The sequence below is a fragment of the Lysinibacillus sp. CD3-6 genome (genome assembly GCF_006351725.2).
In the GTDB taxonomy this organism is placed as follows: Bacteria; Bacillota; Bacilli; order Bacillales_A; family Planococcaceae; genus Lysinibacillus.
Window position 1 is genome coordinate 1,955,017 of record NZ_CP085880.1, and the last position, 25,100, is coordinate 1,980,116.

At 38.6% G+C, this 25,100-nt stretch carries 27 protein-coding genes; 19 read left to right on the forward strand and 8 right to left on the reverse strand.

Annotated elements, in window-relative coordinates; genetic code table 11:
* The first annotated feature begins 9 nt into the window (after positions 1-9).
* Both FH508_RS09400 and FH508_RS09405 read left to right on the forward strand, forming a co-directional pair.
* A complete protein-coding gene (locus FH508_RS09400; protein WP_172771074.1) occupies positions 10-1,134 on the forward strand; it encodes a conserved virulence factor C family protein in 1,125 nt (374 codons plus the stop codon).
* Between the two features lie 177 nt (positions 1,135-1,311).
* The gene (locus FH508_RS09405) at positions 1,312-1,464 is read left to right on the forward strand and encodes a hypothetical protein (protein WP_172771075.1); all 153 of its coding nucleotides are present in this window, start codon (positions 1,312-1,314) and stop codon (positions 1,462-1,464) included.
* Here the strand turns inward: FH508_RS09405 and FH508_RS09410 are convergent, their stop codons facing one another.
* Positions 1,465-2,424: an alpha/beta hydrolase gene (locus FH508_RS09410; RefSeq protein WP_172771076.1), complete on the reverse strand. Its 960-nt coding sequence runs from the start codon at positions 2,422-2,424 to the stop codon at positions 1,465-1,467.
* A 132-nt stretch (positions 2,425-2,556) separates the two neighbouring features.
* Here FH508_RS09410 and FH508_RS09415 point away from each other — a divergent pair, with 132 nt between their 5' ends.
* A complete protein-coding gene (locus FH508_RS09415) occupies positions 2,557-2,973 on the forward strand; it encodes an RrF2 family transcriptional regulator (protein WP_172771077.1) in 417 nt (138 codons plus the stop codon).
* A gap of 299 nt (positions 2,974-3,272) precedes the next feature.
* Positions 3,273-3,734 (forward strand): DUF5626 family protein, encoded by a 462-nt coding sequence (locus FH508_RS09420; RefSeq protein WP_172771078.1) that lies wholly within the window; start codon positions 3,273-3,275, stop codon positions 3,732-3,734.
* A gap of 1 nt (position 3,735) precedes the next feature.
* Here the strand turns inward: FH508_RS09420 and FH508_RS09425 are convergent, their stop codons facing one another.
* Positions 3,736-4,203: a helix-turn-helix transcriptional regulator gene (locus FH508_RS09425; RefSeq protein WP_172771079.1), complete on the reverse strand. Its 468-nt coding sequence runs from the start codon at positions 4,201-4,203 to the stop codon at positions 3,736-3,738.
* 308 nt (positions 4,204-4,511) lie between these two features.
* Between FH508_RS09425 and FH508_RS09430 the strand changes: the two genes are divergently transcribed.
* The 14 genes from FH508_RS09430 (at position 4,512) to FH508_RS09495 (ending at position 18,433) form a co-directional block, all read left to right on the forward strand.
* Complete coding sequence (locus FH508_RS09430; RefSeq protein ID WP_255639712.1) at positions 4,512-5,210, forward strand: S8 family serine peptidase; 699 nt, start codon at positions 4,512-4,514, stop codon at positions 5,208-5,210.
* A 16-nt stretch (positions 5,211-5,226) separates the two neighbouring features.
* Positions 5,227-5,991 carry an SAR2788 family putative toxin gene (locus FH508_RS09435; protein WP_172771081.1) on the forward strand — a complete coding sequence of 255 codons (765 nt, stop codon included), beginning with the start codon at positions 5,227-5,229 and terminating at the stop codon, positions 5,989-5,991.
* Positions 5,992-6,040: 49 nt separating this feature from the next.
* Positions 6,041-6,814, forward strand: coding sequence for a DUF7683 domain-containing protein (locus FH508_RS09440; protein ID WP_172771082.1), 774 nt, complete (start codon positions 6,041-6,043; stop codon positions 6,812-6,814).
* A 187-nt stretch (positions 6,815-7,001) separates the two neighbouring features.
* Positions 7,002-8,231, forward strand: a complete 1,230-nt coding sequence (locus tag FH508_RS09445) for a M20 family metallopeptidase (RefSeq protein WP_172771083.1) — start codon at positions 7,002-7,004, stop codon at positions 8,229-8,231.
* Positions 8,231-9,313, forward strand: a complete 1,083-nt coding sequence (locus tag FH508_RS09450) for a tartrate dehydrogenase (RefSeq protein WP_172771084.1) — start codon at positions 8,231-8,233, stop codon at positions 9,311-9,313. The genes FH508_RS09445 and FH508_RS09450 overlap by 1 nt, the downstream gene beginning before the upstream one ends.
* Before the next feature lies 1 nt (position 9,314).
* Positions 9,315-10,061 (forward strand): SDR family NAD(P)-dependent oxidoreductase, encoded by a 747-nt coding sequence (locus tag FH508_RS09455; protein WP_172771085.1) that lies wholly within the window; start codon positions 9,315-9,317, stop codon positions 10,059-10,061.
* A gap of 10 nt (positions 10,062-10,071) precedes the next feature.
* A complete protein-coding gene (locus FH508_RS09460; protein WP_172771086.1) occupies positions 10,072-11,532 on the forward strand; it encodes an aldehyde dehydrogenase family protein in 1,461 nt (486 codons plus the stop codon).
* A gap of 11 nt (positions 11,533-11,543) precedes the next feature.
* Complete coding sequence (locus tag FH508_RS09465; RefSeq protein WP_172771087.1) at positions 11,544-12,572, forward strand: ABC transporter ATP-binding protein; 1,029 nt, start codon at positions 11,544-11,546, stop codon at positions 12,570-12,572.
* Positions 12,547-13,521: an ABC transporter ATP-binding protein gene (locus FH508_RS09470; protein ID WP_172771088.1), complete on the forward strand. Its 975-nt coding sequence runs from the start codon at positions 12,547-12,549 to the stop codon at positions 13,519-13,521. Before FH508_RS09465 ends, FH508_RS09470 begins: the two co-directional genes overlap by 26 nt.
* A 43-nt stretch (positions 13,522-13,564) precedes the next feature.
* Positions 13,565-14,569 carry a P1 family peptidase gene (locus tag FH508_RS09475; RefSeq protein WP_172771089.1) on the forward strand — a complete coding sequence of 335 codons (1,005 nt, stop codon included), beginning with the start codon at positions 13,565-13,567 and terminating at the stop codon, positions 14,567-14,569.
* A gap of 16 nt (positions 14,570-14,585) precedes the next feature.
* Positions 14,586-16,115, forward strand: coding sequence for an ABC transporter substrate-binding protein (locus tag FH508_RS09480; protein WP_228134510.1), 1,530 nt, complete (start codon positions 14,586-14,588; stop codon positions 16,113-16,115).
* Positions 16,116-16,131: 16 nt separating this feature from the next.
* Positions 16,132-17,073: an ABC transporter permease gene (locus FH508_RS09485; RefSeq protein WP_172771091.1), complete on the forward strand. Its 942-nt coding sequence runs from the start codon at positions 16,132-16,134 to the stop codon at positions 17,071-17,073.
* 12 nt (positions 17,074-17,085) lie between these two features.
* On the forward strand, positions 17,086-17,913 hold the full coding sequence (locus FH508_RS09490) for an ABC transporter permease (RefSeq protein WP_172771092.1): 828 nt from the start codon (positions 17,086-17,088) through the stop codon (positions 17,911-17,913).
* A gap of 79 nt (positions 17,914-17,992) precedes the next feature.
* Positions 17,993-18,433 (forward strand): GNAT family N-acetyltransferase, encoded by a 441-nt coding sequence (locus FH508_RS09495; RefSeq protein ID WP_172771093.1) that lies wholly within the window; start codon positions 17,993-17,995, stop codon positions 18,431-18,433.
* Between the two features lie 71 nt (positions 18,434-18,504).
* On the opposite strand, the gene FH508_RS09500 is transcribed toward FH508_RS09495, so the two are convergent.
* On the reverse strand, positions 18,505-19,674 hold the full coding sequence (locus FH508_RS09500) for a hypothetical protein (RefSeq protein ID WP_172771094.1): 1,170 nt from the start codon (positions 19,672-19,674) through the stop codon (positions 18,505-18,507).
* Positions 19,667-20,164, reverse strand: coding sequence for a sigma-70 family RNA polymerase sigma factor (locus tag FH508_RS09505; protein WP_172771095.1), 498 nt, complete (start codon positions 20,162-20,164; stop codon positions 19,667-19,669). The genes FH508_RS09500 and FH508_RS09505 overlap by 8 nt, the downstream gene beginning before the upstream one ends.
* A 152-nt stretch (positions 20,165-20,316) precedes the next feature.
* Between FH508_RS09505 and FH508_RS09510 the strand changes: the two genes are divergently transcribed.
* A complete protein-coding gene (locus FH508_RS09510) occupies positions 20,317-20,619 on the forward strand; it encodes a Dabb family protein (protein WP_172771096.1) in 303 nt (100 codons plus the stop codon).
* Positions 20,620-20,674: 55 nt separating this feature from the next.
* Here the strand turns inward: FH508_RS09510 and FH508_RS09515 are convergent, their stop codons facing one another.
* The 4 genes from FH508_RS09515 to proB form a co-directional block, all read right to left on the reverse strand.
* On the reverse strand, positions 20,675-21,628 hold the full coding sequence (locus FH508_RS09515) for a carbohydrate kinase family protein (RefSeq protein ID WP_172771097.1): 954 nt from the start codon (positions 21,626-21,628) through the stop codon (positions 20,675-20,677).
* A gap of 13 nt (positions 21,629-21,641) precedes the next feature.
* Positions 21,642-22,517, reverse strand: a complete 876-nt coding sequence (locus FH508_RS09520) for a DMT family transporter (RefSeq protein WP_172771098.1) — start codon at positions 22,515-22,517, stop codon at positions 21,642-21,644.
* Between the two features lie 113 nt (positions 22,518-22,630).
* On the reverse strand, positions 22,631-23,881 hold the full coding sequence (locus FH508_RS09525) for a glutamate-5-semialdehyde dehydrogenase (protein WP_172771099.1): 1,251 nt from the start codon (positions 23,879-23,881) through the stop codon (positions 22,631-22,633).
* Positions 23,882-23,893: 12 nt separating this feature from the next.
* Positions 23,894-24,988, reverse strand: a complete 1,095-nt coding sequence (gene proB / locus FH508_RS09530; protein WP_172771100.1) for a glutamate 5-kinase — start codon at positions 24,986-24,988, stop codon at positions 23,894-23,896.
* Positions 24,989-25,100: the final 112 nt, after the last annotated feature.

A 25,100-nucleotide genomic window follows, 5' to 3' on the forward strand; every position in this document is an offset into this window, starting at 1 on the left:
GCGTATAATATGAAAATACTTACAATTGAGCCGACACCAAGTCCTAATTCTATGAAAATTATTGTCGATACGGAGTTACCGTTTGGCAAAAGCTTTAACTTTACAAAGGATAATAAAGACGAAGCTACTGGTGAAGCGGCAGCTATTTTAGCCATTGAGGGGGTTAAAGGTGTTTATCATGTAGCTGATTTCTTTGCAGTTGAACGAAATGCAAAATACGCATGGGAAAGTATTTTATCAAGCATTCGACAAGTATTAGGCGAGGATGTTACTGAAGCTAGCGATATACAAATTGCCAATGAATTTTATGGCGAAGTATATGTCCATGTACAGTTTTACAAGCAGGTGCCATTGCAAGTAAAGGTGTTTGATAACCAACGAGAATACCGTGTGAGCTGTGGTGACCGTTTTGTCGATGCTTTCAATAAAATTATTGAATCAGATGTCGATGAAAACTATATTTTCCAACGTAAATGGATTGACTACGGTGTTCGTTATGGCGAGCTTGAGGAAATTGCTGAAGCGGTCAAACAGGAAATTGATGTAACCTTTTCAGCACAACGTCTAGCTGACATTGTTGCAACGATTAATGATACAGAGAAGGTATACCAAAAGCCTGCTAAATTAAAAATAACGGTCGAGCAGTTCCAACAGCCAGAATGGGAAAAGCGGTTCCAATTACTTGACCAAATGGCAGACCCAGAGCTAGATGACTTACCACTATTAGATTTAGCGCTGCAAGATGAACAAATGTCTATTCGTCGCCTAGCAACAGTTTACTTAGGCATGATAGAAGATGTAGCAGTTGTACCGTATTTGGAAAAAGCATTACACGATAAAAGTGCAGCCGTGCGCCGTACTGCGGGAGACTGTATGAGTGACCTAGGCTTGGTAGAATTTGAAGAGGCAATGCAACAAGCATTGCAAGATAAAAATAAGCTTGTTCGTTGGCGCGCAGCGATGTATTTGTATGAAGTAGGAACAGAGCAATCATTACCAGCGTTAAAGGCAGCTGAAGAAGATAAAGAGTTTGAAGTGAAGCTTCAAGTGAAAATGGCCATTGCTCGAATCGAACAAGGTGAAGAGGCAAAAGGCTCTGTATGGAAGCAAATGACGGAATCACGTCAGCAATAATAGCATAAAAAATATTCGCAAGAGCATCTAAACTTAGATGCTCTTTTAGTTGTCTTGATATAGAAAGGAACGTGATTCTTTTATAGTTGATGGTAGCAAAGTCGGCTACTCGTGCGGCTAACGGTGTGCCCGAGGAATGCCCCGCCCGCAACGGACAGCAACGGCAGAAATGTTGGATTGGTTGATTTTGAAATCGCCGATAGAGCCATTCGAATCGCCGATAAAACATCAGGAAACGCCGATAGAGCCATTCGAATCGCCGATAAAACATCAGTAATCGCCGATAGAGCCTTGGAAATCGCCGATAAATTCCTCAGAATCGCTGATTAGTTAAGTAGTAGGTGAAACCGCTTTTTCAAAAGCTCTTTTAAAGGCATACATATAATTTTCAATTGCGCGTTGACTAATTTCTGCTTGAGGGACCATGTGCTCAAAGCCATGGAAGCACCCTGGATATAGATGGAATTCTGTCGGTACACCCGCCTTTGTTAGTCTCGCAATATATTCGATTGTTTCATCACGGAATGGATCTAAATCTCCTATAAATGTATACGTAGGAGGAAGATTGCTATAATCCTCTGCATGAAGAGGAGCCGCATAAATAGGCGCATCAACAGCGTAATTTGGCCCTAAATACATTTCCCATGCTTGATGATTTTGTGGACCATTCCATACTCTAGCATCTGTAATTTCGTCATTTGAAGGTAAAATACAACGATTATCAATCATTGGATAGAGTGGCATTTGGAAAGCAATTTTAGGTCCTTTTCGATCCCGAGCCAAGAGTGAAACAGCAGCAGTTAATCCGCCTCCAGCACTTGCGCCATGGACAGCAAGACGTGTTAAATCAATACCTAATTCATCAGCATTTGCCGCTACCCATTCAAGTGCAGTATAGCAATCTTCTACACCAGCAGGATAAGGATGTTCGGGTGCTAAGCGATAGCCAACTGAAACGACCACACAATCTAATTGTGAAACAAGCATCTGACAACTTGCATCAAACATTTCGATAGACCCAATGATAAAACCGCCGCCGTGGATATACAAAATAGCAGGCAACGTGCCATATTTTTCAGTCGGTTCGTAAATTCGAATACGCACATCTGGTGCCCCGTTAGGACTACTAATATAGCGTTCTGTCGTTGTAACATTTTCCATTTTTACTTCTTCGCTGCCAAGCGCTTCATTCATGACACTACGTGATTCAGCAATATTCTCTCTTGTTAAATTTAGTTCCTGCATAGCTGATAAGAATGTTGTTAACTCAGGATGTACTCGATTTTCCAATTGCATGCCCTCCTTATTTTTGAAAACGCTATCATTTTAATTGTGATTAAAATATCACAATTAAAATATAGTACAATGGGTAAGAGATGTCAAATGAAAAAATAGAGTATTTTGAAAATTGGAGGAGTGACAATGCAACTACTTATCCAATCGGGTGACCTTGGGCCAAAATGGTTCCATGTGGCATTGCGAGCAATCGTCCTAATGGCGGAATCGAATGAACTACTAAAAAGTAATGTTATTGCGGAAACGCTAGGGGAGGATGCGACCTTCGTCAGAAAAATTCTTGCGAAGCTTGCAGAACAAGATTATGTACAGGCGCATAGTGGACGCTATGGTGGCTATTGCCTTAATAAAGCACCAGCGCAAATTACGATGCAAGATATTTATAGCGTGCTCGGCAATGACAATGAAACACCTTATTGGTCAGTGCCATCTACTGGTTCGGAACGTTTTATTTCCATGATTATTGCGAAAGCGGAAAAAACGTTTCAATCTGTGCTAGCAGACTATACGATTCAGGATATTTTAGATAATAGAAGTAAATAGGGTGTAGGTGGCAGTTGCCAAACACTTATTTTGCTAAGTTAGAGTTTAATGCAACTATTGAGACATCAGAACATATAGGTGGAGCTGACGGTGACGACTCGAGTGGAAAAAACAAGTGAATTGACACCCTTGAAAAAATCCTCCACCTGTAGCATAATGTTGCGAAAGTTCATATTTCCATAATGGCCATTGAATAGTTTGGGTATTTTCTGTTCTTACATTACTGAAATAAATTTCGTATTTTCATAAATTATAATAATCCTAGTTTAGTTGATTTTTAATTAAAAGGGTGTGTTGTAATGATGAAAAAAGTGATTTTATTTTTATTTTGCTTTATCGTTATGCCTATAGTACTTAAAAGTGATTTCATTTCTATTAATGAATCAAAAGATAGTAATGTTTCATGGCAACTAGAAAATCAGGAAAGAGAATCTGCTATAAGTATTGTTAAAAATTTTGACACTAATAGTGAAATACCATTGGGTTCTTTGATTAATTTAAATGGGGAAGGAACATATAAAATAATAACCTCTCTACCGGGGCAATGGAAAGTAACCTACTATGTAAGAATTGATAATAGTTTCAATATTACTAATGTAAATCGATTATCAATAGAACTTTATAAAGGAAGTATTAAAAGAAATTCATTTACACATACAAAAACTCAAGCGACGTGTGTATTTGAAAGAAAAATAGGTTTATTAAGCTTTGAAACGACCGTAAATGTTAAAGTTTCAGGGAAGCAGTTAATTATTGAATAAATTATTTTTCAATGATTTTCTCAATTTCATAAATACGATTTTGTGGTGAATTAAATATCCATAAATCATATAAATCATTTAAATTCCTAATTAATGCAATTAATAAAAATATATAAATTAGCAGACGATAAAGATAATTGTCTGCTTTTTTTGTATAAAAAAAGATGAAGAGTAAGATAATTACACCAAAAGGTGACATAAAATAACCTGCTAAAATACCAATAAATAAAATATAATTTTTTTTTCTTTTTTCTTGGTTTTTTCTAATTTCGCTACAAAAAAAGTTATCTAGAGGCACATCATAGAACGTACTTAGCAATATTAAATTATCCAAATCAGGGTAACTCTTCCCATTCTCCCATTTTGAAATAGCTTGTCTAGATATATTTAATTCACGCGCTATATCCTGCTGAGAATAACCTCTTGCTTTCCTCAATTCTCTTAAGCGATCCTTTAATTCTGTTTTCATATAATTCCCTCATTTCCTTGGAAAATATATATGCAACTAATAGTTTACACTATTTTGCAACCAATAGTTTCTTGAAAATCCGAAAATTCTAAATTATATATATTATTACAAACGTTGAAAGGAGTGGTTATGTTGTTTTACATAAAAAGTTGTATTTTTGTTCAGCTGTTATGATCGTTTTATTGCTGTGTCTGATTTGTGGCTATGATAATCCACACAATGCGTTTTCTAAGGAAGACTGTAAACAAAACTGGGCTATCTGTTTGATTTACAATGGTTCTTACGTAGAGAATACAAAAAGGCCAAATGTGAAAATAGCAATACTCGATAGTGGTATAAATAGTCAGCTCGATATATTAAAAGGAAAAGTAACAAAGTCATATAACGCTATTGATGATGCTATTTTTACCAAAGATGAATTTGGACATGGAACAATGATTGCAAGTATCATTGCATCCAATCCTAATCCGCATACAATTATAGGGGTTAATCCCAATGTGGAATTATATGATGTTCAAGTGTTGAATAACAAAGGAACAGGGAAAATTGAGCATATTGTAAAAGGAATAAATTGGTCTATAGAAAAAAATGTAGATATTATCAACTTAAGTTTTGGTTTTTCAAAGGATGATCCGAGATTAAGAAAAGTAATTAATTTAGCTTTATCTAAAAATATCATTATTGTAGCATCAGCAGGTAATACACTAGGTTTATCTACTGATTTTCCTGCAAAATATGATGGTGTATATTCAATATCTGCAATTGATAAAGACTTAAATAGATATAAACTAGCCGCAAAAGGAAAGATTGACTATGTTACACCAGGAGTGAATGTTCCTGTTATTAATCATATGGGTGAAAGAATTATAGAAAGTGGAACCTCATTTGCAACTGCCTATGCAACGGGTATCATGTCACTTGGCTTAGCAGACACAAATATTGAAATTACAACTAAAGACTTGCACAATAAGGATATTTTTGGGGAGGGTTTATTACAAATTCAATAATTAGGAGAGATAACTTATGAAAAAATCACTTATTTATAGTGTAGTGTTTATGTTGTTTATTTCATATACTTTGCCTTCTTATGCCCAAACAAATAATGAACCTTTAGAGCAGTCTACACATAAAGTTAACGATGATATTACGATTAATGAAAAAGTTTATATGAATGAAGCTGTGATAACAGCAACTTTAGAAAATGAAGAATTATTTGCAAAAAGTGAGTTAATTATCGATTTAGATACTAACGAGATTGTGCTTCAAAATTTATTAGATGATAAAACAAATAATATAGTTGAAAATCAATATGACGTTTATTTTCTTACAATTGAAGGGGAAGACTTTAGAGCTTTTTTCATAGATAAAGAAACAGGAGAAGAAATCTATATTAACTCTGAAAAAGTTCAAGCTTCTGTCGCTCCACTTGTAGTTGTGTTGGCTACTGTCGCTAGGTATTCTATTGCTAGAGCTATTGCAAAGCATGGGGCAGCTAGAGTTACACAAGCATTAGCAAGTAACGCAGCAAGAACAAAATTACCCACAGATGGATTAGCAAGACAAGTTGCAACTGAACTAGGTTACAGGGATACAGGTCGTTTATCTCATGGGGTAGCAGTGTTTGAGAGAGCAGCTAGAGATGCTGTGAAAGGACCTAGGTATATAGCGCGTGATCGCACTAGCCATGGTGGTGGCGTTTGGAAAGGTGCTAATAAGATTGAAGACTTGCCTAGTCCAACTCGAAGATCAGGTACTTATGATGCAGTTCTGAAAAGAATTCGTGAGTAGTTTTTGATAATATTTAATTAATATTTTAAAAATGGAGGTGTATATATTCGTGCATAAAGAAATTGACTATCAATGGCGGATTACAAAATACAATCCTGCTTATCGAAATGCAGAAGGACATTACTTGAGAGATGAGTGGACAAGTGCTTCAGAAATCGGGAAATCTTTTCATGGTGAAATATTAACGTTAGACGACTATTTACAGGTCGAGAGAGCATATGTGGATACGGTGATGAAATTTCTTGAGGTTTATCGAATTGAGAGCGTACGACTAATTCATCTTGAGACATATGGTTTGTGTAACGTGGATAAAACTTCTCCATTGTATGCCCCATCGTTTGATAAAATTCCATTGGCAGAAGATATGCTAGTAACCATTGATCAAATTCCTATTGTCTGTAAAATGGCGCTGAGAGAGTATATTTATTGTCAACTGATTGCTGAGGATTTTTTCGTACAGTTCGGTTATGACTATTATATGTTTATTGGGGCAAATGATATACAACAGGAAGCGCTTCAATTTGCGAACGAGCAGTGTCTTTTTGTAGAACAAATGAGGTCTCCTTATTATATTTCCGAAAACAATGTTATACGGGAAGTGACGTGGAATCTTTTAAGGGATGAGCGTAAATTAATTCAAGGTAGGGAAACATTAAGAGGTATTTCTTTAGAGGAGTTGCGAACTATTTTTCAACTATCTTCTATTCATCCAGTCACGGGTGCTTTCTTAATTACCGAAGATATTGCTCCATATTTTCAAAAGAAAATTAAGCATCTTATGGATTTTACTAAGTATGAGTACCAATTACTAGCAGGGGATTAACATACGTGCACTCGCTCAAAACGTAGCTTTTATAGCGTTTTGAGCGAGTGTTTTCTATTGGGGAAATCATATCAAAAAAAGATCCTGTAATTCTATGAATGATTATCATTTTGGCAAATATATTAGTAAATATACAATATGAAAATATGGATTGTAAATATTTTCTAATATAAAGGAGGCTTCATACATGCTTGAACCAACTATAAAGACATCGGAAACGTATCAACGGGATCGGGAAACCGTTATTGCCTTAACACAAAAGCTCGTTCGTATCGAAAGTGTCTATCGCGAAAATGATCCTCATGGCAATGAACAGGAAGTAGCCAATTACGTCGCACAATATTTAAGTGATATCGGTATTGAAACATTTGTGGAGGAAGTTGTACCTGGCAGACCGAATGTTATTGGCATTATTGATTCGGGGAAGCCAGGAAAAACCTTACTATTTGAAGGGCATACAGATGTCGTAACCGAAGGCAATCGTGAGGCATGGACTTATGATCCGTTCGGAGCTGAAATCATTGATGGGCGTATGTATGGTCGAGGGACAAATGATACAAAAGGGAATCTCGCATGTATGATTACTGCTTGTCAGTCATTGTTACTAGACGATGAGGAATTTACAGGCAAAATTATTTTATGTATCCCGTGTGATGAAGAGGGGCTTATGCTTGGCATTAAACATTTTATCCTCAATGGCTGGGCAGATGGCGTAGATGGAGCGATTATTTGTGAGCCGCAGGAAAACAATGTATGCATTGCACAGCGTGGTGCTATTCGATTACAGGTCGATATTTTCGGCAAAATGGCGCATGGTGCGATTTCATGGAGCGGCATTAATCCGAATTGGCGGATGGCACGCTTGATTGTGGAGCTTGAAAAGTTAGAAAAAGAAGAGCAAGCACGATTAGGGAAAGACCCAATGCTCAACTGGCCATCGATTACGCCAACGATTTTACGCGCTCCTGTGAAAGGGGATGCGCAAATTAATGTTATTCCAGATCATTGTATGACGACACTTGATATTCGCACCGTACCAGCACAGAAGCATGATGAATTACTAAGTAAAATTGATGCCATTATTCAACGACTACAAGCAGATGATCCAGACTTTAAAGTGGAGCTTACTGTACTTGATAATCGCCCAGCAACCGCTACTGCGAAAGAAGAGCCAGTTGTACAAGCTATTTACGAGGCAGTGGCAGAAGTGACGCAAAAAGAGCCGATTTATAACGGTGTCCCAGGTGCAACTGATGGTACTTTCCTTCATGTGCATGGTGTACCAATCGTAACAGTAGGAGCAGGTGATCGTGAAATTCCACATCAAATTGATGAGTATGTCGATATTGAAGAACTCGCAGAAACGACGGCCATTTACCGTTTAGCGGCATTAAAGTTTTTAGCAGGTGAAGCGTAATGGTCAAAATCGCAGTTATTCCAGGAGATGGTATAGGCAAGGAAGTCATGGTGGAAGCGTTAAAAGTGCTCGAACAACTAAAGGTGGATGACCCAACTTTACAAATTGAAACAACCATTTTTCCGTGGAGCTCTGATTATTACGTCCAACACGGTTCAATGATGCCAAAAGATGCACTTACAACATTAAAGAACTATGATGCGATATTATTCGGTGCCATTGGTGATGCACGTGTACCAGATGATGTGACAGTGTGGGAATTTATTATGCCAATACGTAAGCAATTCCAGCAATATGTGAATTTCAGACCAGTCAAATCACTGCAAGGAATTGTGTCACCTCTTGCAAATGGTAAGGACATTGATATGGTTATTTTTCGTGAAAATACAGAAGGTGAATATTCCAATAGCGGGGGCCATATGTATCATAACCAGCCACAAGAAATGGCGATTCAAAATACGATTATGACACGGCTCGGTGTTGAAAAAATCGTACAAGCAGCATGTGATTATGCCAGTAAATATGGCAAGTCGAAAATTACGAGTGCAACGAAATCAAATGCCATTATTCATTCCATGAAATTTTGGGATGAGCATACAAAACATATTGTTACGCAAACTTCGCCGTCACTAAAGCTAGAATCTATTTATATTGATGCATTAGTGGCTTATTTTGTAGAGCGTCCTCAAGATTTTGAAGTTGTAGTGGCATCCAATTTATTTGGGGACATATTATCGGATTTGGGCTCCGCGATTGTTGGTGGGCTTGGATTATCTCCTTCGGCAAATTTGAATCCTGAAAAGGAGTTTCCATCGATGTTCGAGCCAGTGCATGGTTCCGCTCCTAATATTGCGGGGAAAGGGATTGCCAATCCGATTGCACAAATTTGGTCTCTTGCATTATTGCTTGGGCATATTGGGAGATCAGACGCAGAGAAACGTGTTGTTTCAGCGATTGAAGCGGTGTTAAAAGAAGGTATCGTGAAAACAGCGGATATTGGAGGACGGGCATCTACCTCACAAATGGGGGATGCAATTTGTCAGGCGCTTGTTAACATAAATCAAACAGCTAGGGGTGTGTAAGATGGCAGTTGCGCAGCGAGTTATTATTGTGACAGGTGCTGGGGGAGGTATGGGGAAAGCGATTATTCAAGATCAGCTTGAGCAAGGAAATATTGTAATCGGTATTGATCTATCAGTTGCCTCACTTGCTGATCTAGCGCATGAATCTTTACAAAAATTCGAGGTCAATGTTTTGCAAGAAGAAAGCATTCAGACGATTTTCCACGAAGTTTACGCCAAATATGGACGAATTGATGGGCTCGTCAATGCACTAGGTATTGCTCAGGCTGCGACGCCAATTGAGCAAGTAACAATGGATGAGTGGAATCGACTTATGGACGTAAATGTGAAAAGTTTATTTATAACAACGAAGGCCGTTGTTCCTTATATGAAGGAGCGAAAAAAAGGCTCGATTGTGACGATTGCATCCATTTCGGCAGTGCGTCCCCGTCCTGGCTTGCAGGTTTATATTGCTTCAAAAGGAGCGGCGGAAAGCTTTACGCGTGGGCTGGCGATTGAGCTTGCATCACATCAAATTCGTGTTAATACAATTCATCCAGGACCAGCGAATACACAGATGTTAGCACAGTTTACAGCAGAAGGTGCAGATGCAGAGCAAACAAAGCAAGATGTCTTTATCCAATCAGTGCCACTTGGCCGTTTAGTCAATCCAACTGATATAGCAGGTGCAGTAAATTATTTACTATCAGATACATCAACAATGGTGACAGGCACAACATTACATGTTGACGGTGGCCGTGGCTTATAGGAGGGGTACGATGCAAATTATTCCGATGCTAATAAATGGTAAGTGGGTACAAGGCGATGGTCAGGAGTTAATAAATGTTGTCAATCCATCTACTGGTGAAGTGCTCGCGCAAATAAAGAATGCTAGTAAGGCACAGGTAGACGAGGCGGTTCGAGCGGCTCGTCATGCATATGAAAGTGAAGAGTGGCGAAAAGTCAAAGCTTATGAGCGTGGTCAGCTACTTATCCAATTAGCACAATATATTCGCATGCATGCTGAAGAATGGAGTTTGTTAGAGTGTCGTGATGTGGGTAAGCCTTTGACACAGGCGCGGGCAGATGTGGAAGCCGCTGCTCGCTACTTTGAATTTTACGGCGGTGCGGCAGACAAAATTATGGGTGACACCATTCCTATCGAAGATGGTATTTTAAATGCGGTCGTTTTAGAACCAGTTGGGGTTACTGTCCATATTGTGCCATGGAACTATCCGTTACAAATTACTGCAAGAAGCGTTGCCGCTGCTATCGCAACAGGGAATGCTGTCATCGTTAAAAGTGCAGAGGATACCCCACTGACGACGCATGCTATGACGAAATGGTTTGCTGATAAATTGCCGAGAGGAATTTTTCAGCATATTACAGGTTTAGGTCGTGATGTAGGACCATTTTTAACGACACATGCTGATATTAATCATATTACATTTACAGGCTCGGTCCCTACAGGCATTGAAGTGATGAAAGCAGCGGCTCAAAACATTGTACCTGTTACATTAGAATTGGGTGGCAAATCGCCGAATATTGTATTTAAAGATGCGCCGATGGAACAGGCTTTAGAAGGGGTAATGCGTGCCATTATTCAAAATGCTGGGCAAACCTGTTCGGCAGGAGCACGGTTGCTTATTGAAAAAGACGTAAAAGAGATGTTCGTTGCAAAGCTAGTGAAGAAATTTCAAACTTTAAAGATTGGTCCAGGGGAAGCGGATGTTGATATGGGGCCACTGTTAAATCATCAGCAATATTTGAAGATCTCCACACTGCTGAAGCAGGCGAAAGAAAATGGTTATGTTATCTCTGGTGGAGAAACCATTACGATTAAAGGCTATGAAAAAGGCTATTATATTCAACCGACGATTCTCGACGGTGTAGATGCAAATGCTACATTAGCGCAGGAGGAGATTTTCGGACCAGTGTTAACAATATTGACGTTTACATCAATAGATGAAGCGATTGCATTAGCAAACGGGACAGACTACGGATTAGTGGCAGGTGTTTGGTCAAAAGATTTAGGCACAGCACATTATGTGGCAAGTCGGGTGAAGGCTGGACAAGTGTTTGTCAATAATTATGGCGCAGCAGGCGGAATTCAAATGCCATTTGGAGGTTATAAAAAGAGTGGCATCGGACGTGAAAAGGGCTTTGTTGCATTAAGAAATTATACACAAATGAAAAATATTGCGATACGTTATTCAACACCCAATCACGATAGTGAGTAGGAGGGTAGGATATGGAACAAGCAAAAGACAAGCAGGTGTTGTTGGAGGTTCAACATTTAAATGTTCAATTTCATTTGAAAAATGGCAAAAAGGCAAAAGTAGTTGATGATGTAAGCTTTGTGATTCATAAAGGTGAAACCGTTGCACTTGTTGGAGAGTCGGGCAGTGGCAAGAGTATAACTTCGTTGTCGATAATGCGTTTGCTTCCGATGCCACCTGGTGAAATTACGAAAGGTGACATTCTTTTAAATGGAAAAAATCTTTTACATTATAAAAATAAAGAGATGAGCAGGATACGGGGCAATGAAGTGAGTATGATTTTTCAAGAGCCGATGACATCCCTTGATCCCGTTTTTACAATTGGCAATCAAATGATAGAAGCGATTCAAAGACATCAAAAAGTCTCTAAAAAACAAGCAAGAGAAATGTCACTTCAACTATTACAAGAAGTGGGCATTGCCAATGCAGAAAAAATTATCACAGAATATCCCCATCAGTTATCAGGTGGGATGCGCCAGCGTGTTATGATTGCCATCGCGATGTCCAATAATCCACAGCTCTTAATCGCTGATGAGCCTACAACGGCATTAGATGTAACTGTGCAAGCGCAAATCTTAAAGTTAATGATGAAAATGAAAAAAGAACAGCACTCAGCCATTTTGTTTATTACACACGATATGAGTGTAGTTGCGGAAACAGCAGATCGTGTGATGGTTATGTATGCAGGGCAAATTGTGGAAGAAGCGCCTGTCCGAGAAATTTTTCTTCAGCCCAAACATCCTTACACAGCTGCCTTATTAAAAACGATGCCTAGTCTTGAAACAGAGATGACTAGATTACCTTCTATCCCTGGTACTGTGCCACCAGCCTATGCACTGCCGAATGGCTGTCGTTTCGCACCACGATGTCCATTTGTGATGGAGCATTGTCGTCAAGTAACGCCAGAAACTAGACTTATCCAACATAATCATAGCGTAAGGTGTCATTTATTCACGGAGGAAGGAGTACTTGCACATGACGGAGAGAGAAGTTTTACTTGAAATTCATCATTTAAAAGCCTATTTTTCGGTGAAACGCAAGTCTATGAAGGAAGAGAAAAAAGTCGTCAAGGCTGTTGATGATATTTCAATTGAAATCTTCCGTGGTGAGACACTTGGGATTGTAGGAGAGTCAGGGTCAGGTAAGTCCACGTTCGGACGCACAATTTTAAAGCTTGTTGAACCGACAGATGGGGAAATTTTATATAAAGGTCAACCTATTCACCACTTGAAGGGACGTCATTTACAAAAATATCGCAACCAAATGCAAATGATTTTTCAAGATCCATTCGCATCATTAAATCCACGGATGCGTATCGGCGCCATTATAGAAGAACCGATGGCATTACAATTAACGTTGTCTAAAGAGCAACGCAAGAAACGAGTTAGTGAGCTTTTACAAAAGGTCGGTTTACCTGAAGATGCTATGCATAAATTTCCCCATGAATTCTCAGGTGGGCAACGTCAACGAATCGGTATTGCTCGCGCACTTGCCATCAATCCAGAATTTATTATTGCAGATGAACCTGTTTCTGCATTAGATGTTTCAATACAATCGCAAGTATTAAATTTAATGATGGATTTACAAGATGAATTTCATTTAACGTATTTATTTATTTCACATGATTTAAGTGTTGTGAAACATATTAGTGATCGGGTTGCAGTGCTGTATTTAGGGAGAGTAGTAGAAATAGGTGCGAAAAGAGAGTTGTATGCCAACCCACTCCATCCATATACAAAGGCGTTACTATCGGCGATTCCAACTGTGAATTTTGATGAGCCAAAGCAATTAGTGCCTTTACAAGGGGAGCTACCAAGCCCTATGAATCCACCGATTGGCTGTGTATTTCATACTCGCTGTCCGTATGTTATGGAGAAATGTCGACTGGAGCGACCTACACTGCAACAAATAAATGCGCAGCAGCAAGTAGCCTGTTTTTTACATGAATAAAAATCTGAATATTCAATTTATTATTCAAAGAGGAGGTGTTTAAATGTTTGGCAATATAACAGACGTACCTGGCGTGAAGGTAGGTCATGCAGAAAATAAAGACGGTATAACGGGATGCACCGTCATTCTAGTAGAAGATGGCGCAGTTTGTGGCGTCGATGTTCGAGGCTCTGCACCAGGTACTCGTGAAACGGATGCTCTTGATCCCATCAATGAAATTCAGCAAGTGCATGGTATTTGCTTAGCTGGTGGGAGTGCATTTGGCTTAGATGCCGCAACAGGTGTGATGTCTTACTTAGAGGAGCATGGTGTTGGAGTAGATGCAGGTATTGCAAAAATACCGATTGTACCAAGTGCGGTATTGTTTGATTTATTTATCGGTGATGCACATACAAGACCAACAGCACAAATGGGCTATGAGGCGGCGAAAAATGCGACAGTTGGCTCTTTTAAAAACGGCAATATTGGCGCGGGATATGGTGCAACAGTTGGGAAGCTAGCAGGTCCTCAATATTGTATGAAAGGAGGATTAGGCAGTAGTTCACTAGAAGGCAAGGAGGGGCTAGTTGCAGGAGCCCTTGTAGCGGTAAATGCAGTCGGTGATATTAAAGATCCTAATACAAGAGCAACCATTGCGGGAGCTCGTAACCGAGAAACGGGACAATGGCTGGATAGTTGTACTTATTTAGAAGAGCATGGACAATCACAGGCACTGGCTGGCACAAATACGACCATTGGCGTTGTTGCTGTGAATGCTAAGTTATCAAAGGCAGAGGCGAAAAAAATTGCACAGCTTGCACAAAATGCGTTAGCCCGAACAATTTATCCTGTTCATACAATGTTAGATGGTGATACGATTTTTGTTTTAGGTACAGGGCATCAAACGTATCCAGTGGACTATCTTGGACACTTGGCAACCAAGGTCGTAGAGCAAGCCATTATTGCTGGGGTAAAATGTGCGACAAAATTAGAAGAGGTTGAAAGCTATATAAGTATTTCAAAATATGTTCAAGGGGCAAAGGGGGAGAAACAATTTGAAGCAGAGTAGAAATTGGTTTGTACTAATGCTGTTATTGCTAGTTGGGCTGATTATTAGCGCGTGTTCAAATGATGAGGACAAGAAAAATACAAATCAAGTCAGTACAAACGCGCCTGTAACAACAGAAACACCGCAAGAAATTGTTGTCCGTATTAATGATGACCCAGATTTTTTAGATCCTCATAAAGCGACAGCGTCTATATCCTACCAAATGATTCTTAATATGTTTGAAGGGCTGATGGCACCTGAAACAGATGGGTCATTAAAAGAAGGACTAGCGGAAAGCTATGAGATTTCAGAAGATGGATTAACCTATACATTTAAAATCCGTCCAGGTGTAAAATTTCATAACGGTGAGGAGTTAACAATTGAAGATATTCAATATTCTTTTGATCGCTTAATGGGCAAAAGTGGTGGAGAAAAAATGTCCAATAATTTTGATAATGTGGCGTCTACTGAAGCACCAGATGCTTCGACCTTTGTTATTAAGTTAAAAGAACCGAATTCTAATTTCTTATATTCGCTGACTGCTCGTCAATCAGCAGTTATTCCGAAAAGTAATGATGGCAAACACAATGAAAATCCAATAGGGACTGGCCCATTTGCCTATGTGAAATACGCGCCTGGTTCAAATTTAATTTTGAAAAAGAATGATAGCTATTGGAAGGAAGGTTTGCCTTATTTAGATAAAGTAACTTTTACCTTCCAATCGGACGATCAAGCAGCCATTATGAGCCTAATGGCAAATGAGGTGGACTTAACAAGTGTTCCTTGGCAACGTGTTAATGAAGTTGAGAGTAGTCATCATTTATCGCATCAAAACAATAACTCTTCCTTAATCGTGACGTTTAATGAAACGAAAGCGCCGTTTGATAATGTGAAAGTACGACAGGCGATGAACTATGCGATTAGTAAATCGGATATTATTGATTCGGTATTTGCAGGCTATGCCGTACCACTTGGCTCAAACATGAGTCCAGCGATGGGGGACTATCAAAAGAAAGGTTTAGAAGACATGTACAAGCTTGATGTGGAAAAGGCGAAAGCATTATTAGCAGAAGCGGGTTACCCAGACGGCTTTAAAACAAAAATTACTGTATCTTCACATAATGATATTTATTCAAATATAGCGCAAATTGTTGCGGCAAACTTAAAGGAAATAGGTGTGGATGTAGAAATTGAAGTAGTGGAGTGGGGGATTTGGCTTGATCGTGTGTACTTCGGCCGCGACTATAATATGACAACGATCGATTTAACAGGGCGTGCATCTGCCTTTGAAATACTAAATGACTATATTTCTACAAATGACAGTGAAAACTTCTTCTTATTTAAAAATGAGGAATACGACAAAATTATGGCAGACGTCTTAAAAGAAACAGATACTGCAAAGCAAATCGACTACTACCAACGTGCACAACAAATTTTAGCAGAGCAGGCAGTGTCCGTTTATGTGGCTGATTACCAAATCGTGTGGGGGTCTGATAAACAAGTGACAGGTCTGAAGAGCTATCCATTCTGGTTCCACGATATGTCGGAGGTAAAATTCTCAAACTAGAAAGAGATGATTACAAATGATGTATATTATACGTCGATTCATCCTGTTAATAACAACAATTCTTCTAGTGTCGATCATTACATTTGGTGTTTTTCAAATTTTACCTGGGGATCCTGTTCGAACAATGTTAGGAACGGAAGCAGACCCTACACAAATTGAAAATTTGCGGTCTGAGCTTGGTTTGGACCGACCCCTTTATGAACAATACGCTGATTGGATGAAGGGGTTATTGACAGGGGAATTAGGCAATTCAATTCGTTTCTCAATGCCTGTAAAAGATTTATTGTTTGATAGACTTCCTGTAACGATGTCATTAGCATTGCTCACACTAACCATTGTATTACTCGTTTCTTTGCCGCTTGGCATGTTTGCAGCGAGACGACAAAATAAGCTGAGTGATGTGTCATTATCGACATTGACACAAATCGGCATGGCTGTCCCTTCATTTTGGCTAGGTATGATGCTTATTTTATATGTCGGAATGAAATTTAGCTTTTTTAAAATTAGTGGCTATATCCCATGGACACAAAGTATATCTGGTGCGTTAAGTACGCTTGTCCTTCCAGCGTTAACAATTGCTATACCTCAAATTGCTGTCAACTTCCGTTACGTGCGAACGGCTATTTTAGAGCAAATGCAACTTGATTATGTTCGAACAATACGCAGTAAAGGCATGTCAGAGCAAAATGTCATGTATAAGCATGTTTTAAAAAATGCGATGATACCGATATTAACGGTCTTTGGATTAATTATGACAGAAGTGGTCGCAGGAACAATTATTGTCGAGCAAGTATTTTCATTGCCAGGTGTGGGCCAGCTACTAATTACTGCTATAAGTAATCGAGACTTCCCTTTAGTACAAGGGATTGTTATGTATATTACAGTTGCAGTAGTTGTAATTAATTTTATCGTCGATATTTTATATTCTGTTTTAGATCCAAGAATCCGATTACGATGAGAGGTGGATGCAATGCAAACTATACAGCGCTACATGAAAAATATAAATTTAATCATTGGTCTACTCGTCATCGTCGGATTTTTACTTGTAATGGTCATTAGCTTCTTTTATACACCGCATGATGTCAATACGATGAATATACCAGAAAAATTGCACAGTCCAAGTAGTAAGTATCTCTTTGGGACAGATGAATTCGGGCGTGATATTTTTAGTCGGATGATGAAAGGCACCCAAACAGCATTTGCGGTCGGTTTATTAACAGTATTCATCGGCTCATCATTTGGTATTTTAATCGGAGGTGTAGCGGGATATATCGGTGGCTGGGTAGATGAAATTTTTATGCGTTTGATGGATGCTTTAATGGCATTTCCAGGAATTATTTTAGCGTTAATGTTAGTGGCTGTTTTCGGACCTGGCGTAGTCAATACGGCGATAGCACTCGGGGTTATCGCCATTCCAGCCATCGCTAGAATAGCACGTAGTGGTTATGTCCAACATCGTGATGCCGAATATGTATTAGCTGCTAAATTAATTGGAGTAAAGCCCTATAAAATAATGTTTCGTCATATTTTACCCAATATTTCCTCACAAATTATTGTTGCTGCCACGGTTACTTTTGCGACAGCAATGCTCGCTGAAGCAGCACTTAGTTATTTAGGGCTTGGTGTACAACCACCAAATCCTAGCTGGGGACGCATGTTAAAAGATTCTCAAGCGTATTTAGTGAAAGCATCTTGGTATACATTTGCCCCAGGAGGAGCAATTACGCTGCTAGTGTTAGGATTGTATATGCTGAGCAATGCCTTACGTGATTATCTGGATCCTCGTTCAAAATCGTAAAAAACAGCTATTGTCATGGAGTTAAAAAACGTTCTATACTAAATAGATTGCGCATGTAAAATTCGAGGAGGTACTCTACATGACAACAACACTAATTACAACAGAAAATGACTTACAAACAGCTTTTGCTATTCGGAAAGCGGTATTTATAGAAGAACAACAAATTCCTGCATCAGAAGAATACGATGAATTTGATGCACTCGATGCTCTATGTGATCACATTCTTGTGTATTACAATGCGCAGCCAGTTGGTACAGGTCGTTTACGTGTTGTAGATGGCTATGGGAAGCTTGAGCGAATTTGTATTTTAGAGGAATACCGCAAATATGGGCTAGGAAAAGTGATTATTCAAACGCTAGAAAAGTTAGCACAAGAAAAGGGCTTAACGAAATCGAAGCTAAGTGCGCAAGTATATGCAGAAGGCTTTTATGAGAAGCTCGGTTATACGCGTACAGGTGAAGAATATATGGACGCAGGTATTCCGCATATTTTAATGAAAAAGCAATTTAACAAAGCTTAACTTTGTGAGTCAAAGAATTGAAACAAAAGAGGTCTTCTCAAATGATTTTTGAGAAGACCTTTTTATTAAATTTACTTAGTGTTAGGATGCCATACACCTTGTTCATTTTTAACGAAATTAATATTTAATGTAAAATCCTTGAATCTTAAAATTATAGTGCCTTGCGTTTCACTTAGTTGTTCAAATTCTGCTTTCTCAATACCATTATAATTATAAGCACTAATAAGCATCTGAATTTCCTTTGTATAATAATATTTTTTAAATTTTTGGTTATCTATATACTCTTCAATTTCCGAACGTGTTTGTCTCGCTACTAGTGAATAATGTGTTAAGTAGTCCCCTTGTGCTTCTGAAATGACATACATTTTTGCAATGGACAGTGGTTTAACCCCTTTAAGGACATTTAAATCATAATTTTCTTTAAATGCATTATAAAGTGATTGTTCCTTGGCGGTTAATGTAAAGGTTGGTTCTAGTTTTTTTACTCCGACAACTTTACCGATTAATGCTTTAGCGTTTACTACGTCAACGGTCCCACCTTTATTGTTCATATAAACAGCGTACTCCTCTTCACGTAACGGTTCAAGGTCCACATCTATCGTTTTCATGTTAGCAGCATCCATATGGAAGCGACTATTAAAATAATATTTATATATTTCCTGTTGTTCGGGCTGTGTGAATTGTACTGGAGCTACAGCGCCTGGCAAGGCAAGGTACTCACCATTTAATGTTACTTGTCCATTCGATGTTTGTACTTTATCGCTTTCGATACCAAATACAGGGGAAACTATAATATCCAATTTATCGGAATATGCAATATAATCACCTACTTCGATTTTTGCATCTGGATCAACCACCATTGGAAAATGGGATAATATGTACTGTTTACCCATTACAAAGGAGATAGTAGGATCAATCACCAATTTCCCTTTGGAATCAATAATCGGTAGTACTGTTTCATTTTTTTGCAGTAGTTCTATAAGGTCATGGGGATCTGCTGGTAATGTTGCTACCGTTTTTGCAGCAGTTGCCTCGTGCAGTTCATACGGTGTGAATTGCAATATCAGTACGAGGCCTAAAATCAAAACAAATGTCAGCGCAATGAAGGGTACTTTCCAATACTGTGTTTTAGTTTGTATTTTTTTTGGGTGGCTCGGCATAAGCATACGCTGTTTCATGTCCTCAGTAAATGGAACATCTGCACGAAGCTCTTGCTTTAATTGATCTTTAAAATCATTCATGGATAAACACCTCCGTACGTGCCGATAACTTTGATTTCAGTAATTCTTTTCCTCTACGTAATCTCGTGCGAACTGTGTTTTGAGAAAGATTTAGCAAATCAGCTATTTCCGATGCCTCAAATTCCTCGTAATAAAACAATATAATGACTTCCCGATAGTGAATCGGTAACTTCATTACTTCTTGTTTTAACGAAAGAAATTGCTGTTGGCGCATGACTTCCTGTTCGGCAGATTTTTCGTTCGTCCAAAAGGGTGTTAAAAATTGCAGGACGTTTTTGCGCTTCATTTTGCGTAATTCATCGTGACAGCGATTAATTAATATTCTTGTTAAATACGTTTTCAATGATGCATCTTTGCGAAAAGCGTCGCCCTTTATGGCAAATGTAAAAAATACATCCTGCGTAATTTCCTCAGCGAGTTGCCGATCTTTCACATATAAATAGCTTAGATGGAATAGGTATTCACCGTATTCTTCCACTAGCTGCTCCATAAAACTACCACCTTACTTGTCTTTTAATGATTAGACGTATAAATTTACGAATATTGTTCAAAAAAATAAAAATTGTCAAAATTACTAGTATTGAAATTTAATAGACGACTCTATATGATTATTAAAAAAGATGTATAGGAGGGGATATGTACATGATTAGACATATTGTGATGTGGAATCATAAAGATGAATTTAACGAAGAGCAACAAGCGCAAAATGCACAAATCGTCAAAACAGAGTTAGAAAGCCTAACAGATAAAATTAGTGGAATTATCTCATTACATGTTATCACAAATCCATTAGCATCTAGTAATCGACAAGTAGTATTAAACAGTCTATTTGAAAGTGAAGAGCATTTGCAACAATATCAAATTCACCCTGACCATGTTCGTGTAAGCCAATTCGTCGGTTCATTAATGACTGATCGAATATGTATGGATTTTGAAGAAATTTGATAAAGCAAACTCCATTTTGAATTATTTCAAAATGGAGTTTTTTGATTTAAAACGATTATGGAATATCATGTTTCGTTGGAAAAGAAGCGATGGCACCATGTTTTGTTGTGGATGCACCAGCATAATGATTCGCATAGGTAAGGAGAGGCGTAGCAAACGTTTCGCAAAAGTTTTCGACTGTCTCTGCTGTTATGTTTTTCTGCAATAAAACACTTAAGATGGCTCCGATAAAGGCATCGCCTGCACCTGTCGTATCAATTGCTTGCACAACCTCAGCAGCAGCTTTCACATGTTGTTGCCTCGTATAAAGACTAGCGCCTTGTGCACCATGGGTAACAAAAATAACTTGGACCTTCCCTTGGAATAATGATTGAACGGCATGTTGTTCATCATCTAGATGCGTTAAAAATGATAGTTCCTCGTCAGAAAGTTTTACGATATGCGCGCGCGGAATAAAATTTAAAATCGTTTGTTGACATAATTCAGCGTCTTGCCAAAGAGGGAGTCGTACGTTCGGATCAAAAGAAACGAGACAGCCTGTTTGATGTGCTTGCTCAATGATAGCCTCATGTGCTTGCTTCATCGGACTGTCCACTAAGTTCACCGAGCAAAAATGGAGGATGTCTTTTGCTGTAAGTAAATTAGCTGGTAATTGTTCTGGTTGATATAGTAAATCAGCGGCATTTCTGCGGTAAAATAAAAAATCTCGGTCACCATCTGCTGACAAAGATACAAAGGCGAGGCTTGTTTCACCTTCAGTTGTTTGCGCAATATATTGGATGTTTACGCCCGCTTGTTTGACGGTATCGATTAAAAAGTCACCAAATGCATCTTTCCCTACTTGTGATAGTAGTGCAGCGGGGTGCCCCAATTTTGCGCAGACCGCAGCTACATTAGCAGGGGCCCCTCCAGCATTTTTTGTGAATTGTTCTACTGAACAAAGCGAGTCACTTTGTTCAGTAGGGGTAAAGTCAATTAACAGCTCACCGATTGTATACAATTTACGCATATAATACCCCCTTTTACGATAACTTAGCTTTTTGCTTTGGGAGGTAAATCGTATAAAAAATTCCCCCAAATATTAAAACAATGCCAACAGTTTGCATAATGCTCGGCATGAAATCCAGCAATAGCATATCTAATAAAATAGCTACAACAGGGTCTACGAATACTAAAACAGACACTAGTATCGTAGAAAGGTTGCGGATACTATCGAAAAATAAATAATAAACGAATCCAGTATGAATAAAACCTGTACCTAAAATATAAAGCCAATTCGTTGTTGTTAACACTTCAAATAGTGAAAAATCCACAAAAGGTAAAAGCATGACGATACCAACTGTTGTTTGTATAAACGTAAGGGCATAGGAGCTTAAATTTTGTATCGTTCTGCTCGTTAACATTGTAAATGCATAAAAGAGAGCAGAGAGTAACGCCCAAACGAAGCCAGACTGCATAAATTCAGATAATGAAATAAAATTATGTAGACCGATGATAAAAATACTTCCTATAAAACAAGTCAATGTTGCGACAAGTGCTTGTACTGTCATTTTTTCCTTTAACAACAGAGCTCCTAATATAAGCACAAAAATCGGTGCTAGATTATAAATTGAAATAGCAATGGAGATTGACATTTCTTCAAATGCTTTAAATAAAAATACCCAATTTAATACGATAAAGACACCGCATAGAAGTGTGCGTGCTACTTCTTTTTTGTCCCATACTTCGGTTTTATGGCCACCTGTCATTAGCCACAAAAAGCCGAGGAAGAGAGTAGCACAAATACAACGGATAAAGACTAGCTCTATAGCTGGTAAACCAGTATGAATGGTGAAAAAGCCGATGGAGCCGAAAATGGCCATCGATACAGTAAGTTTTATTACTGCAGAAATATTCATATCAAACCTTCTTTCTAGTAGACATACAATAGCTACTGGTTGTTAAGTGATTATGCTAGTAAAGAAACCGACAGTGTAGTTTACTGTCGGCTTGTTATATTGATAACTAATTGTTACTGACGAATTTGCCCATTTCCATGGATAAAATACTTTGTTGATGTTAATGCTGGTAAGCCCATTGGTCCCCGTGCGTGTAATTTTTGTGTACTAATACCGATTTCGGCACCATAGCCGAATTCAAAGCCATCTGTAAAGCGAGTAGATGCATTATGATAAACGGCTGCGGCATCTACATTATTTAAAAATGTGTCTGCTACAAGTTGATCTTCAGTAATAATAGCTTCCGAGTGGTTTGTACCGTATTGATTAATGTGCTCAATAGCCTCAAAGACGTTTTCGACAACTTTAACGCTTATTTTTAAATCTAAGTACTCCGTTGCAAAGTCTTCCTCTGTAGCGAGCTGCGCGAAATTTACGGTTTGGCAAACCGTTGCATCACCGACAATTGTCACTCCAGCATCGTGCATCGCATTTAACAGCTTTGAACCGTGTTCACAAAACCACTCAGGATGAATGAGTAAGCTTTCAGCCGCGTTACAAACAGAAGGACGTTGTGTTTTGGCATTCAGACAAATTGTCTCTGCTTTTATGTAATCGGCAGTTTGGTCAATATAAATATGGCAATTACCAGCTCCTGTTTCAAGCACTGGTACTGAAGCTTCACGAACGACTAAATCGATAAGGGCTTTGCCTCCACGAGGAATTAATACATCTAGGTATTCTTTCAAATGGAATAATTCCTTTGCCGTTTCACGATTCGTATCTTCAATTAGTTGCACTGCATCAACAGGGATAGACGTTTTTTCAAGCGCTTTGTGAATACTTGCCACAAGCGCAATATTTGAAAATTTAGCAGAGGAACTTCCTCGTAAAATAACGGCATTTCCAGTTTTCAACGATAATGTTGCAGCATCAACAGTTACATTTGGTCTCGCCTCATAAATCATGCCGATTACGCCAATTGGTACCATACGCTTTTCAATAAGTAGTCCGTTTTCTTTATCAATACGCTCAAGGATTGTGCCAACGGGATCATTTAATGTTACAAGTAAACGAATAGCATCGGCCATTGCTGAAATACGATCTTTGCTTAACATAATGCGATCAAGGGTAGAAGGGGGCATACCTTTTTCTTTGCCACTTGCTAAGTCCTTTAAATTTTCTGCAATGAGTACATCCTGATCGTTGATTAATTGCTCAGCAATTTTTAGTAGTGCATCATTTTTTTCGCAAGTTGTTTTAATATTTAATACATAGCTTGCTGCCTTTGCGCGTTGTCCTTTTAGATATACTTCACTTGTCATCTTTATTCCTCCTTAATTCGTTTGTATTTTTAACCATTTATCTCGATGAATAACTTCTATTGGATAGTTCGTTAATTCATCGGTCCGTTTTCCCATTGCATGTGCTAACTCAAGTGAGGAGTATAAAACTTCGCCACGACCAAGAAGTCTATTTTCACAATAAACCTCTACAACATCACCATGTTCAAAGTCTCCTTCAACACGGTAGACACCAGCTGGTAGCAAGCTTTTACCGTTCTCTAGCAAGGCAATTTCAGCACCGTTATCTACAAAAATTTTACCAGAAATTTCCGTAAGTGCAATCCACTGTTTATTATTTGTTAATATAGCGAGCGCCTCATGCTCAACATATGTCCCATCTCCATGACCATTCATAATATCGACAAGTTTATGCGCACCATCACCAGTGCCGATAAATACCTTCACACCAGCATTTAAAGCTGCTCGCGCAGCCAAAAGTTTAGACTCCATTCCACCTGTTCCGACTTTTGAGCCTGCACCATCAGCAAAGCCAAGCATTTCATCAGTCACTTCGGTTAAACGATCAATGCGTTTAGCTTGCGGATTTTTATTGGGATTTGCGTCGTATAAGCCATTAATATCTGTAAGTATAATGAGCTGGTCTGCATGGACAAGTCCACTTACAAGTGCCGATAACATATCATTATCGCCAAATGTTAACTCACTAACAGATACAGTGTCATTTTCATTTATAATTGGGAGCATCGAACGTTCTAACAATTCCTCAAATGTTGCATAGGCATTTTTGTAGCGTTCTTTTTTCGAAAAATCTGTGCGTGTAAGTAAAATCTGTGCAGGCGTAATATCATAAATACTAAATAGCGCATGGTACGTTTGGATAAGTAAACTTTGGCCAACTGCAGCGGCAGCTTGTTTCCCTTTTACTGTTACTGGACGAGAAGGGTAGCCTAAATGTTTAAAACCCGCTGCAACAGCCCCTGAAGAAACAAGCAAAACTTCATGACCACATTTTTTTAATTCTGCAATAGCTTGCACATGATCCATTAAGCGTACTTTGTCAATTTCGCCTTTTGCATTCGTTAAGGAGCTACTGCCAATTTTTACGACGATTCTTTTTCTTTCCATTCCATTTCCCCCAGTTCACCATTCGTTGTCTCACCCGCTGTACAGCATGAAATAACAATAAAAAAACCTTTTCATCCTAAAAAATTAGGACGAAAAGGTTGCTTTCCGTGGT